Source organism: Oerskovia sp. NPDC060287 (assembly GCF_042726775.1).
GTDB classification, from domain to species: Bacteria; Actinomycetota; Actinomycetes; order Actinomycetales; family Cellulomonadaceae; genus Oerskovia; species Oerskovia merdavium.
The window spans coordinates 1-15,980 of sequence record NZ_JBHXBO010000089.1 but is presented as its reverse complement, the minus strand read 5'-3'; the positions used below and the strand labels follow the sequence as shown (position 1 = coordinate 15,980).

The window sequence follows — 15,980 nt, the reverse complement described above, 5'->3', positions numbered from 1 at the left end:
GCCCTCGTTCTGCGTGAGCCCTCAGAGGGAGCCGAAGCCCACCCGACGCTGCTCCTCGGTGCCGATCTCGACGTAGCCGATCGACGACGTCGGGACGATGACGCGGCGACCGCGTGAGTCGAGCAGCTCGAGTGCCGGTCCGCCCGCCAGGGCGGCCGAGACGGCGGCGGCGACGGCCTCCGTGGTCTCCTCCGTCTCGATCACGAGCTCGCGGGCCAAGTTCTGCACACCGATGGTGACTTCCACGTGATTCTCCTTCGCGAGCGTCGCCCGCGGGTGATCCCGCCGGCCACTGGTCGACAACTCCTCCGATACTAACGAGATTCCCGGTGGCCTCCGGTGCTCCCGCGCTGGTGGGGGGTACCGAGGGGCTCCGAACCGTCAGGCGTCGCGGCGGAGCATCCCGTGGACGCCGCGCCAGGCGAGCGCGGGCAGCAGGCGGGTCAGCTCGGCGGTCGTCACGTCGCTCCCGGCGCGCACCGCCTCGGTCGCCGCCGTCCGGGCGATCGCGGTGCAGGTCCGGGCGACCACGAGCGCCTCCTGCTCGGTGAGCGACGTGAGCCGTCCGAGCACCTCGGCGAACTCGCGCGAGTTGATCTCGTCGGGCTCGAGCACGCGAGCCCGGACGCCGGGGTCGCGCATGACGTCGGACTCGAACAGGAGCCCGGCCGACGGGCCGGCCGACCGGGCGTAGTCGACGTAGGCCCGGACGATCCCCTCGATCACGGCGAGCCCGTCGACCGCGAGGGCGTCGAGGTCCTCGGACGACGTGCCGGGGGCCGCCGAGCGGAAGGGCGCGAGGACAGCGCGCACCGAGCGGACCAGGGCTGCACCCTGCTCGTCGACCAGGGCCATGTAGAGGTCGAGCTTCGACGGGAAGTGCCGGTACAGCACGGGCTTGCTGACCCCGGCGCCGTCCGCGATGTCGTCCATGGTGATGTGGTGGTAGCCGTGGTCGGAGAACAGGCGCTCGGCGACCGCGAGCAGCTGGGCGCGCCGCTCGTCCCGTGGCATGCGCACGGGTATGGACCTGGTGGTTCTCGGCTTCTCTGCGACCCCCGACATGCGGCGATAGTACGGGCCGCGGCGACGGGCCGTGACGGGCGGTGCGATCATGGACACGTGATGCCCCCGGAAGCCCCCCACGACGGATCGAGGGGACGTCCGGAGGGCGCCCCGCAGTGGCACGAACGCGCAGGTCAGGCGTCATCCGCCCGCCCGACGGCGCCGCGCACCTCGCGCAGGGCGCGCGCCAGGGCCGGCCTGGGACGGGTCCGCCGGCGCGGGATGCGTCGCGGTCCTGCGCTCGTCCTCGCGTCGGTCGGTCTCCTGGCCGGGCTCGGAGCCGGTGGGCTCGGTGCGGGGTCGCTCGTGCCGGGAGCTCCTGGGGCGGCCGACGCCGCGGTGGCGGGCGGTGCGCCGGACGGCTCGGTGAGCGGCGCCGTCGGGCAGGCTGTGGACGAGACGCCTGCGGCGGTCGACGCGACCACCCCGGAGGTCGACCCGATCGCCGGGGCGTCCGAGACGCGGGGCGAGGACGCCGCGAGCCGGTCCGTCCGGGACCCCCAGCTGGGGCTCGACGGGCCCGGGTCGCTCCCGCTCGTGCTCGAACGTGAGGTCGAGGTGGGGTCGGGCCTGGTCGGGACCGAGGTGGTGCCGGACCTCGGGGGGACGCTCGTGGTCGTGCCTGCAGAGGTCGCGGCGCCGGGGGCCGGGACGGTCAAGACCGTGCGCGTCGAGGTCGAGGAAGGGCTGCCCGTGGACGGCGAGACGTTCGCCGCGGCCGTCATGGCGACCCTCAACGACCCCCGGGGCTGGGGACCGGTCGACGGTGTGACGTTCGCCCGGACGGGGGGCGACGCGAGCATCCGCGTGGTCCTGGCGAGCCCGGCGACGACCGACAGGATGTGCGCACCGCTCAGGACCGGGGGGACGTACTCGTGCGGCGTCACGGGCGCGGCGATCCTCAACTTCTCGCGCTGGGTCGAAGGTGCCTCGGACTTCGCGGGCGACATGGGGCTGTACCGGCACTACCTGGTGAACCACGAGGTGGGGCACGTGCTGGGCCACCGGCACGTGAGCTGCCCGGCACCCGGGACGCTCGCCCCTGTGATGGTGCAGCAGTCCATGTCGACCGAGGGCTGCCTGCCCAACGGGTGGCCGACGCTCGGCTAGGGCCTCCGGGCGTCGTCCGCGAACCCGGCCTGCTGTGCCGCCCGGGACCGGACGTGACCCGGGCGTGCCCGTCGCCCGGGTGCGCCGGGCTGTGGGTGGCTCGTGATGAGATCTTCCCGTGCTGCACCTCCCGGACCTCCGCCTCGTCCTGCCGGACGCCGCCTCCGCGGCGCCGGTCCGGCTCGACGCGACCCAGCGGGCCGCGCTCGACGCGGCGCGCTCGGAACCGGCGACCCTGGTGGTCGGGGCGCCCGGGACGGGCAAGACGACCGTGGCCATCGAGGTCGCCGCACAGGCGTTGAGCGAGGGGATCGACCCGGCACGCGTCCTGGTGATCGCGGCCTCGAGACGCTCGGCGGCAGAGGTCCGGGACCGGTTGTCGGCCCGTGCGGACCGGACGGTCAGCGCGCCCATGGTGCGCACGGCCGCCGCGGCGGCGTTCGCGGTGCTGCGTGCTCGCGCGGCCGCGATCGGCGAGCCGCCGCCCACGCTCATCTCCGGCCCCGAGCAGGACCTCCTCCTGGCCGAGCTCCTCGCAGGGCACCTCGACGGGGACGGCGTGCCGCTGCGCCTGCCCGACGGGCTGCCGGAGGAGGTGCTGGCCCTGCGCGGCCTGCGCCAGGAGCTGCGCGACCTGCTGATGCGCGCGGCCGAGCGCGGCCTGACGCCCGCGGACCTCGACGACCTGGGTGCGGCGCACGAGCGGCCCGAGTGGCGGACCGCCGCGCAGGTCTACCAGGAGTACCTCGACGTGACCGCGCTGCGCGTCGGCACCCCGGACCTGGGCGCGCGCTACGACCCCGCCGTCGTGGTGGACGAGGCCGCCGAGGCGCTGCTCGCCTGGGAGGACGAGGTCACGGGTGCGGTGAAGCCCACGTGGGACCTGGTCGTCGTGGACGACTACCAGGAGGCGACGATCGCCACCGCGCGCTTCTTGCGCGTCGTGCACGACGCGGGCGCACGCCTCGTGCTCCTGGCGGACCCGGACACCGCGGTCCAGACCTTCCGTGGCGCGAGCCCGGGACTGGTCGGTCGGGCTGCGGCACCCGTGCGCCGTCGTGCCGCGACGGGCGAGTTCGACGCGCGCGTCGAGGTCCTCGGGACCGCCTGGCGGCAGGAGGACGCGCTGCGCGACGTCACCCGGACCGTGACGACCCAGATCGGTACGGTCGCGGGGGCGGTCCACCGTGGTGCTGCGGCCTCACCCGTTCCCGTCCCCGAGGCCGGGGCTCCTCGCGGGGCGTCGGTCGCGCTGCTCGGCAGCGGCGCCGAGGAGGCCGCGTACGTCGCCCGTGAGCTGCGCGCCGAGCACCTGCTGCACGGCACGCCGTGGGGACGCATGGCCGTGGTCTGCCGCGCAGGGGCCCAGCTCGCGACGCTCCGGCGCGCCCTCATCGCGGCCTCGGTGCCCGTCGGGATCCTCGGCTCGGACGTCCCGCTGCGCGAGGAGCCCGCGGTCACGCCGCTGCTCGCGATCATGCGGGTCGCGGTGGGCCTGCCCCCGGCCGGGTACTCCCGGGGCCTGGACGGCGTGCGCGGCACAGCAGGGATCGACGACGCCGTGACCCGTGACGTGGGAGACCCCGCCGAGACCCTGATCGAGCGGGAGCCGCAGGTTTCCGGCGCGGCCTTCGACGAGCTGGACCCCGTGACGGCTGCTGCGCTCGTGACCTCTCCCGTGGGCGGGCTGGACGTGGTCGCGCTGCGACGCCTGCGCCGGGCGCTGCGCGCCGAGGAGCTCGGGTCGGGCGGCGGGCGCACGTCGGACGCGCTCCTGGTCGAGGTCCTGCTCGACCCGTCGCGCGCCGCGACGCTGCCAGCGAGCGTGCGCCGTGGAGCCTTGGCCGTGGCCCGGGTGATCGCCGCCGGACGCGAGTCCACGCTGGCCCCCGACGCGACCGCGCAGACCGTCCTCTGGGCGATCTGGAGCGCGACCGGGCTCTCGGACCGTTGGCGCGACGCCGCGCTGGGCGGGGGAGCGGTCGGTGCGCGCGCCGACCGCGACCTCGACGCGGTCCTCGCCCTCTTCCGAGCCGCCGAGACGTTCGTCGACCGCATGCCGGGAGCCCCGCCGTCGGCGTTCGTGGAGTACCTCGAGTCCCAGGACCTCCCCGCGGACTCGCTCGCGGCCAGGGCTGCCGGGACGGACTCGGTCGCGGCACTCACGCCCGCGGGCGCCGCGGGGCGCGAGTGGGACGTGGTGGTCGTGGCCGGGGTCCAGGACGGCGTGTGGCCGGACCTGCGCCTGCGCGACTCCCTGCTCGGCTCGGAGGCGCTCGCCGAGCTCCTCGCGGGGCGCTCGCAGGACGCGCACGGCCTGGGCCCGGACGCACGGCGCGCCGTCCTGACCGACGAGCTGCGCTCGTTCGCGGTCGCGACCTCCCGCGCGTCGCGCCGCCTGCTCGTCACCGCCGTGAGCGACGTCGACGAGGTGCCCTCGCCCTTCGTCGACCTCGTGTGCCCACCGGCAGGACCGGGCGACCCCGAGGGGGCGGACGGCGGGCCCCAGGACGGTGGCGACGGTGACGACCCGGTGGGATCCGACGAGGAGCGCGACCCTCGCCGTGTCCAGGTCGGGCCACCCCTCGACCTGCGCGGTCTCGTGGCCGCGGCGCGCAGCCTGCTCGTGGAAGAGGTCGTGCGCGGGGAGGGTGCCACGCGAGACGAGCGGGGCCCTGCCGACCCCGAGCGTCCCGAGGCGCTCGCAGAGCTGCTCGCCGACCTGGCGCTCGCAGGGGTGGGCGAGGCCCGCCCCGAGTCCTGGTACGGCGTCAACCCCGTCTCGAGCACCGAGCCCCTGTGGGGGCCGGAGGACACCGTCATGATCTCGCCGTCCAAGGTCGAGTCGGTGAGCAGGTGCGCGCTGCGCTGGGCCGTGGAGAGCGCGGGCGGAACGGCCCCCGACGCGACGGCCCAGTCGCTCGGCAACCTGGTCCACTCGATCGCGCAGGAGGCCCCGCGGGGCACGCACTCCGAGCTCGCCGCCGAGCTGGACCGCCGCTGGCCCGAGCTCGCGCTCACGCCGGGCTGGCCCACGACCCAGACACGCCACAAGGCCGAGGACATGGTCGGCCGCCTCGCGGGATACCTCCAGGCCTCGGGCGAGCCGCTCCTGGTCGAGGCGCCGTTCGAGCTGGAGATCGGCCGCGCCGTGCTGCGCGGGGTCATCGACCGGGTCGAGGACGCCGGGGACGGCGCGGTGCGCGTCGCGGACCTCAAGACGGGCAAGACCAAGCCGTCCGTCGCGGAAGCCGTGACGAACCCCCAGCTCGGTACGTACCAGCTCGCGGTCGAGGGCGGCGCGCTCGACCTGCCCGAGGGCACGCGGAGCGCCGGCGCGCAGCTCGTGTTCGTGGGAGACGGCAAGGACGCCGGGCTGCGGACACAGCCTGCTCTGGAGCCCGAGCCCGACGGGTCGAGCTGGGCACGCGAGCTCGTCGAGGACGTCGCGGACACCATGGCCGACTCGGTGTTCACGGCCCGCGAGAACAAGCTGTGCTCGGTGTGCCCCGTGCGCCGGTCCTGCCCCCTGATGACGGAAGGCCGCCAGGTGATCGCATGAGCGCCGAGTCGCTGTTCGAGGAGCTGGACCTCGGGCCCGTCGGACGACCGGCCGGGGCCGTCGGGGAGGGCACGCGCGAGCTGCCCGAGCCCCGTTTCTCGGCCGTGCGGATCGCGGAGATGCTGGGTCGTCCCCGGCCCACCGACGAGCAGGTCGCCGTGATCGAGGCGCCGCTCGCGCCGCTGCTGGTCGTGGCCGGGGCAGGGTCGGGCAAGACCGAGACCATGGCCGCGCGTGTCGTGTGGCTCATCGCGAACGAGTGGGTCGCCAAGGAGGCCGTGCTCGGGCTGACGTTCACCCGCAAGGCTGCGGGCGAGCTCGCCGAGCGTGTCCAGTCGCGTCTCCTGCAGCTCGACCGCGCGCTGGGCAACGACGGCGCGGCGCTGTCGATGCTGGACCGGCCCGCGATCTCGACCTACAACTCGTACGCCGCCTCGCTCGTGGGGGACCACGCGCTGCGCATCGGGATCGAGCCCGGCGCGCGGCTGCTCTCGGAGGCCAGCCAGTGGCAGCTCGCGGCAGAGGTCGTCGAGAGCTGGGCGGGTGACCTCCAGACCGACGCCGCGTTCTCCACGGTCGTCGGCGCGGTGCTGTCGCTGTCCGGGGCGCTCAGCGAGCACCTGCTGAGCCCCGACGAGGCCCGCGCGGGCATCGCGGGCATCGTCGACTCGATCCTCGCGACGCCGCTCGGCGGCAAGCGCACCGAGCACTACGCCGAGGTCAAGAGGCTCCTCGGCTCGCTCGGGGAGCGGCACCGGCTGCTCGACGTCGTCGAGACCTACCAGGAGCGCAAGCGGACCTCGGACTCGCTCGACTTCGGGGACCAGGTCGCGATCGCTGCCCGCCTCGCGCGGGACGTCCCTGCCGTCGGGGCAGGGGAGCGGGCGCGGTACGGGGTCGTGCTGCTCGACGAGTACCAGGACACGTCGTACGCGCAGGTCGAGCTCCTGTGCGCGTTGTTCGGCGGGCACCCGGTCACGGCCGTGGGCGACCCGAACCAGTCGATCTACGGCTGGCGTGGCGCGAGCGCGTCGGGCCTCGCACGCTTCCCCGAACGGTTCCGCACGACGGGGCCCGGCAGCACGGGGGCACCTGCGGACGTGCGATACCTCAGCACGTCGTGGCGCAACGACCGGGCCGTCCTGGCCGCGGCCAACGTCACGGCCGCGCCGCTGCGCGAGGGGGCCACGCGCGTGCCCGTGCCGCAGCTCGACGAACGTCCCGGGGCCGGACGCGGCGTCGTGACCGGGGTCTACGCGGCGACGCTCGAGGAGGAGGCCGCGGCGGTCGCGGACTTCGTCGCGGAACGCTGGCGCCCGCGCACGCGCCGTCAGGAACGGGTGACGGCGGCCGTGCTGTGCCGTGCACGCTCGCAGTTCCTCGCGATGGAGGTCGCGCTGCGCGCCAAGGGGCTGCCGGTCGAGGTCGTGGGCCTGGGCGGCCTGCTCTCGACACCGGAGGTCGTGGACCTCGTCGCACTCCTGGAGGTCGCGCACGACCCGTCGCGCGGCGACTCGCTCATGCGCATCCTCACGGGCCCGCGCCTCAACCTGGGTGCAGCGGACCTGCACGCGCTGAGCAGCTGGGCGGCAGACCTGGCACGCCGGGACGCGGCGCGCCGCCCGTCGGCGGACTCCTCTCCGGCCGGCCCGTCGGGCGGTGAGGGGGCGGTCGAGCTGCCCGGCGTCGCCGAGGACGGGACGCTCACCGTGGTCGAGGGCGACGTGGTCGACCACCGGTCGATCGTCGACGCGCTCGACGACCTGCCCGCGCCCGGACGCGCTGCGCGTGACGGTCGTGAGCTCACCGAGGAGGGGCACGCGCGGCTGGCTGCGCTGGCCAAGGTCTTGCGTGACCTGCGCGGGCAGACGTACCTGTCCCTGCCGGAGCTCGTGACGCAGGCCGAGCGAGCCCTCGGCCTCGACATCGAGGTCACCACCGCCGCCACGCTCGCGGCGGGAGGGTTCGGCGAGGAGGTCGGTGACCGAGGGCGAGCGCACCTCGACGCGTTCCGTGACGTCGCCGCGACGTTCTCGCAGTCGGCGGACCTGCCGACGCTCGGCGCCTTCCTCGCATGGCTCGGCACGGCAGGCTCGCAGGAACGTGGCCTCGACCTGCCAGTGCGCGAGCCTGACCCCGACGCGGTGCAGATCATCACGGTGCACGCCTCGAAGGGCCTGGAGTGGGACGTCGTCGCGGTGCCGGGAATGGTCGACGGGATCTTCCCCAACACCGCGGTGGGGGACAAGGGCCCGACGGACAGCGGCTGGTTCACGGGACTGGGCAACCTCCCGTACCCGTTGCGCGGTGACGCCGAGGACCTGCCCGTCTTCCACCACGAGGTCGCGGAGGACGCCAAGGACCTCGACGGTCGACGCAAGGAGTTCCTCGCGGCGAGCGGCGAGCACCAGGTCGACGAGGAGCGCCGTCTCGCGTACGTGGCGTTCACGCGCGCCCGCGCCGAGCTGCTGCTGGCCGGGTCGTGGTGGCGTGACGCGACCAGGCCGCGCACACCCTCGCCGTTCCTCGTGGAGCTCGCCGAGGCCGGCATCGTCAGCGACGCCGACTGGGCCACCATGCCCGCGAAGGACGAGACCAACCCGCGCGACGAGCTGGTCCACGAGGCCGACTGGCCGCGCGGGGAGCCGGCCGCCGGTGGGAGCGAGGCCGCCGGCGCCGCGGCCGGAGACTCGACCGAGGCGGTCCCTCCGTCGACCGAGCCGCGTGCCCGCGCGGTCGTGCGGGCGGCCGCGAGCAGGGTCCGGGAGCGGATCGACGCGCGGGCGTCGATCGTGGCGGACGAGGGGCCAGGTGCTGGGCTGGCCGCGCTGCAGGAGGGGCGTTCGCCGCTGCTCGACCCCTCGGGCACGGACCTGCGCGAGCTCGCGCGCATCCTGCTCGAGGAGCGCGACCGCCGTGACGCCCGGAGCAGCGAGATCACGTTCCCCGCGCACATCTCGGCGTCGGGGCTCGTGCGGCTCGCCGCCGACCGGGACGAGTACGCGCTGCACCTGCGGCGTCCGGTGCCCGCGCAGCCCACGGTGCACGCGCGCCGCGGCACGCAGTTCCACCTGTGGGCCGAGCAGTACTTCACGTCGTCGTCGCTGCTCGACGTCGACGACCTGCCAGGGGCTGACGACGAGGACATCTCCCCGGACCTGGACCTCGACGCGCTCCAGCAGACGTTCCTCGCCTCGGAGTGGGCGGGGCGCACGCCGATCGCCGTGGAGGTCGACGTCGAGACCCCCGTGGGCGGCATCATGTTCCGCTCGCGCATCGACGCGGTCTTCCCCGAGAGCCCCGAGCACGCCGGCGGTGCGCGGGATGCCGTCGTCGTCGTGGACTGGAAGACGGGCAAGGCTCCGCGCGACGCCGAGGCCCGGCGCACGCGTGAGGTCCAGCTCGCGGTCTACCGGCTCGCGTGGTCTCGCTGGTCCGGGCTGCCGGTCGAGAAGGTCAACGCGGCGTTCTACTACCTGGGCTCGGACGAGACGGTGCGTCCGGAACGGCTGCTCGACGCGGCCGAGCTCGAGGCGCTCGTGGCGGGGCGCGGCACGTGATCGCTCCGACCTCCGGCTACCGCTCGTCGTCCCCGCTCGTCACCTCGTCCAGGTCCAGGAGCATGTCGACGGCGTCGGCGACCACGTCGTCGAGCCCGTGCCGCACGCCGTGCAGCAGCCAGCGGGCCAGGGCCAGCTCGCCCGCGAGCAGGGCCCGGTCCGTCAGGTGCGGGTCGGTGAGCTCGGTGCGGCGCAGCTGGTACGCCTCCATGATCGAGTCGATCGCCTCGGGCGGGGCCGCGACGAGCAGCCACGCGAGGTCGTCGGCGGGGTCGGCCACGCGTGCCTCGGCCCAGTCGGTCACGGCGACGACGCGCCCGCGCGCGACGAGCACCTGACCTGCGCCGAGGTCCCCGTGGACCACGACCGGCTGGTACTTCCACAGCGACACGTCCTCGAGCGCGGCCTCCCAGCGGCGCAGGAGCCGGGCGGGCACCTTGCCGGTCTTCGCGGCCTCGTCGACCTCGGCCAGGCGCCGGTCGCGGTACTCGGCGGCCGTGTAGACGGGCAGGCCCGCGTTCTCGACGACGGACTGCGGCAGCTCGTGCACCGCGGCGAGCACGCGCCCCAGGTCCGCGGCGAGCCCCGGGCCGGGGCGCAGGGTGTCGAGGTCGAGCGGGACGCCGCCGTACCGGTGGTGCACCACGGCGCGCCCGCCCTCGGGCAGGAGGGCGTAACCCAGCACGTCGGGCACGGTGAAGGACAGGACGCCCGTCGTCACGTAGTGGCGCAGCGAGTCCAGGAGTGCCGTCTCGGCCTCGAGGGCGGCACCGGCCGCGAGCGTGCGAGGAGCGCGGACGACCCATTCCTGCCCGTCGCCGTCGGTGACGATCGCGACGTCGTCGTCACCTGTCGCCTCGGACGGTCGGACCGACCGGACGTCGAGGCCGGGGACGGCTGCGGTCGCGAGCGCGGCGAGGGTGAGAGGTGAGCGTGGCACGCGTCCACGGTAGTCGGTGCGCGGCGGCAGGCCGTCCCGGTGGCAGGTGTGTCCGCGAAGCGAGCCGCGCCGGGTGCACGATGAGCACGGCGAGCGCCGCGCGCCCGGCGTGACCTACGGTCGACAGGTGACCGACCAGACCTCGCCCGCAGCACCCGTCCAGGCCCCGCAGCCCCCGGCGGTCCCCTTCGCACGTCCCAGCGCGTTCGCCGCGCACCTGCCGCTCGCCGACTCCGCGCTCGACCGTGCGGCACACCGTCGCACCGAGGAGGGCCTGTTCGCGACGCTGCGCGCGGACCCCTCGACCCGCGTGGTCCTGCTGCACCGGGGGCGTCTCGCGGCCGGGCCGGACGGCCTCGCGCTGGCCACCCCTCAGGACGTCGCTGCCGTTCCCGAGCCCCACGCGGCCACGGGCGACCACAGCAACACGCCGCGCTGGATCTTCCTGGGCGAGGACGCGCCGTCGGGCACGTCCTTCCTGGCCCTCCTCCTGCCCGACGACGCCGACGACCTCGATCTCGACATCGAGGGAGTGGATCCCTCCGGGCCGCTGTCGGTCCTGGTGCGCGCGCACGAGTGGGCGGGCCTGCGCGAGCTGGCCTCGCGCCTCGGTCCGCTCGACACGGGGCTCGCCACCGAGACGGTCGCTCTCGCGGCCTGGCACGCGGCCAACGAGCGCTGCCCGCGCTGCGGCGAGCCGACCGTCCCGGTCGCGGCGGGCTGGGTCCGGCGCTGCGTGGCGCAGGACATCGAGCACTACCCGCGCACGGACCCGGCGGTCATCATGGCGGTCGTCGACCCGGGCACGGGGGCCGGCGACGACCGGCTCCTGCTGGGCCACGCCGCGCACTGGCCCGAGGGGCGCTTCTCGACGCTCGCCGGCTACGTCGAGCCGGGCGAGGGGCTCGAGCAGGCCGTGCGGCGCGAGGTCGGCGAGGAGGTCGGCGTCCGGATCGGCGAGGTCGTCTACCGTGCGAGCCAGCCGTGGCCGTTCCCTGCCTCGCTCATGCTGGGCTTCACGGCGACGGCGCTCACGACGGACGTCCGGCCCGACGGCGAGGAGGTCACCGACGCGCGCTGGTTCACCCGGGCGGAGCTCACCGAGGCCACGGAGAGCGGCGACGTGAAGCTGCCGAGCCGGTCCTCGATCGCGCGGGCGCTCATCGAGGAGTGGTTCGGGGGGCCCCTCGAGGGGGAGTGACGTACCACGGGAACGCGGAGAGTGCCCGACGGGCCGATCCTCGATGCTCTGCCTACGGTGGGACGACCGGCTCGTCCATCTGAGGAGTGAGCATGAACCCGTCGATCAGCGTTCTCTTCCGTGCGATCCCGTTGGTGATGGGGGCGGTGTGCCTGGCGTTCGGGCTCTACGTCCTGTCGGGCGGCGACGACGCGAACCACTTCGTCGCGGGCCACGTCAACGTGGCCCTGACCGCGATCTGCATCGCGCTCTTCACGACCGCGGCGACGATCATCCGCCAGCTCGTCCACCGGTACGGCCGGCTCTGGGCCGTCGCGCTACCGGTGCTCGGATACGCGGTGGCGCTCGCGACCATGATCTGGGGCCTCACGATCATCGGCCGGGGCGACGACCCGCAGTTCGTCGTCGCGGGGCACGTGGTGCTCGGCATCGGTTTCATCACGGGGTGCGTGAGCACCGTGGCGACGGCTTCCACCAAGTTCGTGCTCATCCAGAAGAGCGCCGCCCGTCCGGTCGGGGGAGGCGCCCCCGACGGCGCCTACTCACGGGGGACGGGAACCCTGCTGATCGCGATCCCCGCCCTGTTCGCGGTGGTCGGTCTCGTCGTCGCCGCGACGCTCTACGCACGAGGCGGCAACGCGGCTCTGGTCGCGGGCAACGTCATGGTCGGCCTGTCGCTGATCTGTTCCGCGCTCGTCGCGCTCGTCGCGAGCATCGTGCGCCAGGTCCGCAACGAGTTCAGCGACGCCGAGCGCTACCGCTGGTCGTGGTGGGTCGTCGCGATGGGAACCGTCAACGTGGTCCTCGGGCTCGTGGTGCTCTTCGGCTCGGACGACTCGGCGCGCCTGGCCCCCGGGACGGTGCTGATCGGTCTGGGCCTCATCTGCTTCAGCATCCTGTCCAAGGTGCTGCTGCTCGCGCTGGTGTGGCGCCAGGTCTTCGCGCTCGCCAACCGGATCCCGATCATCCCGGTGGCCACGGCGCTCGCGTGCCTGTTCTTCGCGGCGTTCCTCTTCGAGGCGACCATGACCGAGCCGGGCTTCTTCGTCGGGGCGCACGTCCTGGTGGGGCTCGGTGCGGTCTGCTTCACGCTCTTCTCGATCGTGTCGATCCTCGAGGCCGGGACCTCGAAGTAACCGTCCGGCGGACCTGAGCGCCGGGGCGGCACAGGACGACCGCGACCCCGAGCACGGCAGAAGGCCCCGGACTCCGGTCCGGGGCCTTCTGCGCCGACGTGCCGCGTTGTGCGCGCACGGCCCGTCGTCGGCGAGGGGAGATCAGGCCGCGAGGCGCTCCTTGACCTGGGCGAGCGACGGGTTGGTCGCCGCGGTCCCGTCCGGGAAGACGACGGTCGGCACGGTCTGGTTGCCACCGTTGACCTGCTCGACGTAGGCCGCGCTCTCCGGGTGCTCCTCGATGTTGACCTCGGTGTACCCGATGCCCGCGGAGTCGAGCTGGGTCTTCAGGCGACGGCAGTATCCGCACCAGCTCGTCGAGTACATGACGATCGATCCGGCGTCGGGGGTGGTCGGGGCCGTGGCCATCGGTGCTCCTTCGTTCGCGGGGCCCGGGCGTGCGCACGGGCCGGCAGCCGCGCCGGGTGCGGGACCCGGGTGCTGCCGTCGTGGGCAACGTCCGCGGGGGTGCGGTTGTTCCCCGTCGGGCGAGGGCGGTCTTCGTCGGGGCGGCTCGGCTCGGCGAGCTCCGTGCGCGACCGTGCCAGCGTCAGCGCCGGTCGGCGAGGTCGGTGACCTCCTCGAACGGTGTCCCCAGGCCGACCACGGCATCTCCTCCGGTGACGCCGGCCTCGATCACGACCGCGACGACGTCGGTGGTCGCCCAGGTCTGGTGGACCTCGCCCCGCTCCCAGACGACTGCCTCGCCGCTCGTCAGGGCGAGTCTCGTCTGCTCGGGGCCTGTGCCCGAGGACACGACGGCCTCGCCCGAGACGACCGCGAAGACCTGCGGCGCCGTGGCGGGATGCTCACCCAGCGTGCCACCCGCACGGACGCGGGCGACGTTCACGTGCGTCCGCTCGGAGTGCTCGACCAACGGGAGGAGCGTCATGTCGACTCCCGAGCTCCCGAACCGGTCGATCGTGTGCTGGGGAAGGCGGAAGATGCGCATCGGTCGATTGTGGCAGCGCAGGCACGCCTCGTCCCGGTCGCGCGTCCCCGGTCGCGCTCGACGGCGACCGCGCCCGACGACGACCCCACCCTGTGGAGAGTGGCGTCCGGTGTGGGCGGCGGCTGAGAGAATCGACGTGATGCCGAACGAGTCAGCGGACCAGATCCTCGAAGCCCTCGACCCCGACCAGCGTGATGTCGCCCTCGCGCTGCACGGGCCCGTCTGCGTGCTCGCGGGTGCGGGCACGGGAAAGACGCGAGCCATCACGCACCGCATCGCCTACGGCGTGCGGACGGGCGTGTACACGCCCACGAGCGTGCTCGCCGTGACGTTCACGGCCCGCGCCGCGGGCGAGATGCGCACGCGACTGCGCGAGCTCGGCGCCACCGGGGTCCAGGCCCGGACGTTCCACGCGGCGGCTCTGCGCCAGCTCAGCTACTTCTGGCCCAAGGTCGTGGGCGGCGCCCCGCCGCGCATCCTCGAGTACAAGGCGGCCGTGGTCGGCGAGTCCGCGCGGCGGCTGGGCCTCGGCGTGGACCGCATCGCGGTCCGTGACCTGTCCTCGGAGGTCGAGTGGGCCAAGGTCTCGCTCGTCACGGCGGACGACTACGTGAAGGCGTGCGCGGCGATCGACCGCCCGGCGCCCGCGGGGTACGACCACCAGACGGTGGCTCGTCTCATCGCCTCGTACGAGGAGGTCAAGACCGAGCGCTCGGTCATCGACTTCGAGGACGTCCTGCTCATGCTCGGCGACATGCTCTCGTCGCAGGGCGCCATGGCCGACGAGGTCCGGCGCCAGTACCGCCACTTCGTGGTCGACGAGTACCAGGACGTCTCCCCGCTCCAGCAGTTCGTCCTCGACCAGTGGCTCGGTGGACGCAAGGAGCTGTGCGTCGTGGGCGACCCGTCGCAGACCATCTACTCCTTCACGGGAGCCACTCCCCACCACCTCCTCACCTTCCCCACGAAGTACCCGGGCGCGCAGGTCGTCAAGCTCGTCCGGGACTACCGCTCCACGCCCCAGGTCGTGACGCTCGCGAACCAGCTCCTGGCGCGTGCGGGGCGCCGCGGGGGAGCGCACCAGGCCCTCGAGCTCATCGCCCAGCGGCCCTCGGGCCCGCCCGTCGCGTACGTCGCCTACGACGACGACGAGGCCGAGGCCAAGGGCGTCGCCGCGCAGATCGGACGGCTCCTGGCCGCGGGGACGCGAGCGAGCGAGATCGCGATCCTCTATCGCACCAACGCCCAGTCGGAGGGGTTCGAGCAGGCGCTCGCGGACGCGGGCATCGCCTACCTGGTCCGTGGCGGGGAGCGCTTCTTCCAGCGCAAGGAGGTGCGTGACGCGATCGTGCTGCTGCGCGGCGCGGCCCGCTCCGCGGACCCGGCGGTCCCCATGCCGGAGACGGTCCGCGACGTGCTCATGTCGGCCGGGTGGGCCTCCGAGCCGCCGTCCGCGCGGGGCGCGGCCCGTGAGCGCTGGGAGTCCATGCAGGCACTGGTGGCCCTGGCCGACGACGTCGCGCGCGTCGCGCCCGAGGACGCGCCTCCCACGGTGGCCTCGTTCGTCGCGGAGCTCGACGAGCGTGCGTCGGCCCAGCACGCGCCCACGGTCGAGGGCGTGACGCTCGCCTCGCTGCACGCGGCCAAGGGGCTCGAGTGGGACGCGGTGTTCCTCGCCGGGATGAGCGAGGGGCTCATGCCCATCTCGCTCGCGGAGACGGACGAGGCCGTGGCCGAGGAGCGACGCCTGCTCTACGTGGGGATCACGCGTGCCCGTGAGCACCTGCAGGTCTCGTTCGGCCGGTCCCGCAACCCTGGTGGGCGGGCCACGCGCCGTCGCACCCGGTTCCTCGACGGCCTGTGGCCCGACGACGAGCAGTCGCGCACCCCTCGACGCAGCCGCGCCAACCAGAACAAGGTGCACCTCACGGGCGAGTACGACCGCGCGCTGTTCGAGCAGCTGCGCGAGTGGCGGCTGTCGGTCGCGCAGGAGACGGACAAGCCGGCGTTCACGATCCTCGTGGACACCACGCTCGCGGCGATCGCCGAGACGCGTCCCTCCTCGGTGCCGGACCTCGCGAAGATCAACGGGATCGGACCGGCCAAGATCGAGAAGTACGGCGAGACCCTGCTGGACATCGTGGCGCGATCCGGGGCCTGACCTGTGGTCGGGCCGGCCCTGCGGAGCCACCCGAAAAACTCGTCGAGAAGAATCTCGATAAATAAGTTGTGCCCCCTTCCGAGGGCGGCATATGGTTCAGGAGTCCTTGTAGGAGAGGCGCGCGCCGAGAGGCGAGCGCTCGACGGAGATTGGAGGTGGGTGAACATGGTGAAGCAGATCCTGACGACGAACCCGACACATGTGTCGGCCGATCCGAGCAACCGCGCACGACGCGGCGGATCCCTCGTCATCCG

11 protein-coding genes are annotated in these 15,980 nt (G+C 74.0%); 6 read left to right on the top strand and 5 right to left on the bottom strand.

The genetic code is table 11. From position 1 onward, the window contains the following. Window positions 1–21: 21 nt before the first annotated feature. Window positions 22–246 carry a DUF3107 domain-containing protein gene (locus ACFWFR_RS09960; protein ID WP_056647744.1) on the bottom strand — a complete coding sequence of 75 codons (225 nt, stop codon included), beginning with the start codon at window positions 244–246 and terminating at the stop codon, window positions 22–24. Between the two features lie 135 nt (window positions 247–381). Then, window positions 382–1,014, bottom strand: a complete 633-nt coding sequence (locus ACFWFR_RS09955; protein ID WP_225220193.1) for a TetR/AcrR family transcriptional regulator — start codon at window positions 1,012–1,014, stop codon at window positions 382–384. Between the two features lie 273 nt (window positions 1,015–1,287). Between ACFWFR_RS09955 and ACFWFR_RS09950 the strand changes: the two genes are divergently transcribed. The 3 genes from ACFWFR_RS09950 to ACFWFR_RS09940 all read left to right on the top strand — a co-directional run bounded on the left by ACFWFR_RS09950 (window position 1,288) and on the right by ACFWFR_RS09940 (window position 9,297). Then, a complete protein-coding gene (locus tag ACFWFR_RS09950; RefSeq protein ID WP_377622744.1) occupies window positions 1,288–2,175 on the top strand; it encodes a DUF3152 domain-containing protein in 888 nt (295 codons plus the stop codon). A 118-nt stretch (window positions 2,176–2,293) separates the two neighbouring features. Continuing rightward, entirely contained in the window at window positions 2,294–5,737 is a 3,444-nt protein-coding gene (locus tag ACFWFR_RS09945; protein ID WP_377622742.1) for an ATP-dependent helicase, read from the top strand. Next, on the top strand, window positions 5,734–9,297 hold the full coding sequence (locus ACFWFR_RS09940; protein WP_377622740.1) for a UvrD-helicase domain-containing protein: 3,564 nt from the start codon (window positions 5,734–5,736) through the stop codon (window positions 9,295–9,297). The genes ACFWFR_RS09945 and ACFWFR_RS09940 overlap by 4 nt, the downstream gene beginning before the upstream one ends. 16 nt (window positions 9,298–9,313) lie before the next feature. Here the strand turns inward: ACFWFR_RS09940 and ACFWFR_RS09935 are convergent, their stop codons facing one another. After that, window positions 9,314–10,237, bottom strand: a complete 924-nt coding sequence (locus ACFWFR_RS09935; protein ID WP_191802834.1) for a phosphotransferase — start codon at window positions 10,235–10,237, stop codon at window positions 9,314–9,316. 127 nt (window positions 10,238–10,364) lie between these two features. On the opposite strand from ACFWFR_RS09935, the gene nudC reads away from it, so the two are divergent. Further along, window positions 10,365–11,438, top strand: coding sequence for an NAD(+) diphosphatase (gene nudC, locus ACFWFR_RS09930; RefSeq protein ID WP_377622738.1), 1,074 nt, complete (start codon window positions 10,365–10,367; stop codon window positions 11,436–11,438). A 92-nt stretch (window positions 11,439–11,530) separates the two neighbouring features. Next, on the top strand, window positions 11,531–12,574 hold the full coding sequence (locus ACFWFR_RS09925; protein ID WP_377622736.1) for a DUF2776 family protein: 1,044 nt from the start codon (window positions 11,531–11,533) through the stop codon (window positions 12,572–12,574). A 141-nt stretch (window positions 12,575–12,715) separates the two neighbouring features. Here the strand turns inward: ACFWFR_RS09925 and ACFWFR_RS09920 are convergent, their stop codons facing one another. Both ACFWFR_RS09920 and ACFWFR_RS09915 read right to left on the bottom strand, forming a co-directional pair. Beyond that, the gene (locus ACFWFR_RS09920; protein ID WP_068625587.1) at window positions 12,716–12,982 is read right to left on the bottom strand and encodes a mycoredoxin; all 267 of its coding nucleotides are present in this window, start codon (window positions 12,980–12,982) and stop codon (window positions 12,716–12,718) included. Between the two features lie 181 nt (window positions 12,983–13,163). Next, a complete protein-coding gene (locus tag ACFWFR_RS09915) occupies window positions 13,164–13,565 on the bottom strand; it encodes a cupin domain-containing protein (RefSeq protein ID WP_377622734.1) in 402 nt (133 codons plus the stop codon). Between the two features lie 139 nt (window positions 13,566–13,704). On the opposite strand from ACFWFR_RS09915, the gene ACFWFR_RS09910 reads away from it, so the two are divergent. Further along, window positions 13,705–15,726 carry an ATP-dependent DNA helicase UvrD2 gene (locus ACFWFR_RS09910; RefSeq protein ID WP_191802840.1) on the top strand — a complete coding sequence of 674 codons (2,022 nt, stop codon included), beginning with the start codon at window positions 13,705–13,707 and terminating at the stop codon, window positions 15,724–15,726. The last annotated feature ends 254 nt before the right edge of the window (window positions 15,727–15,980 follow it).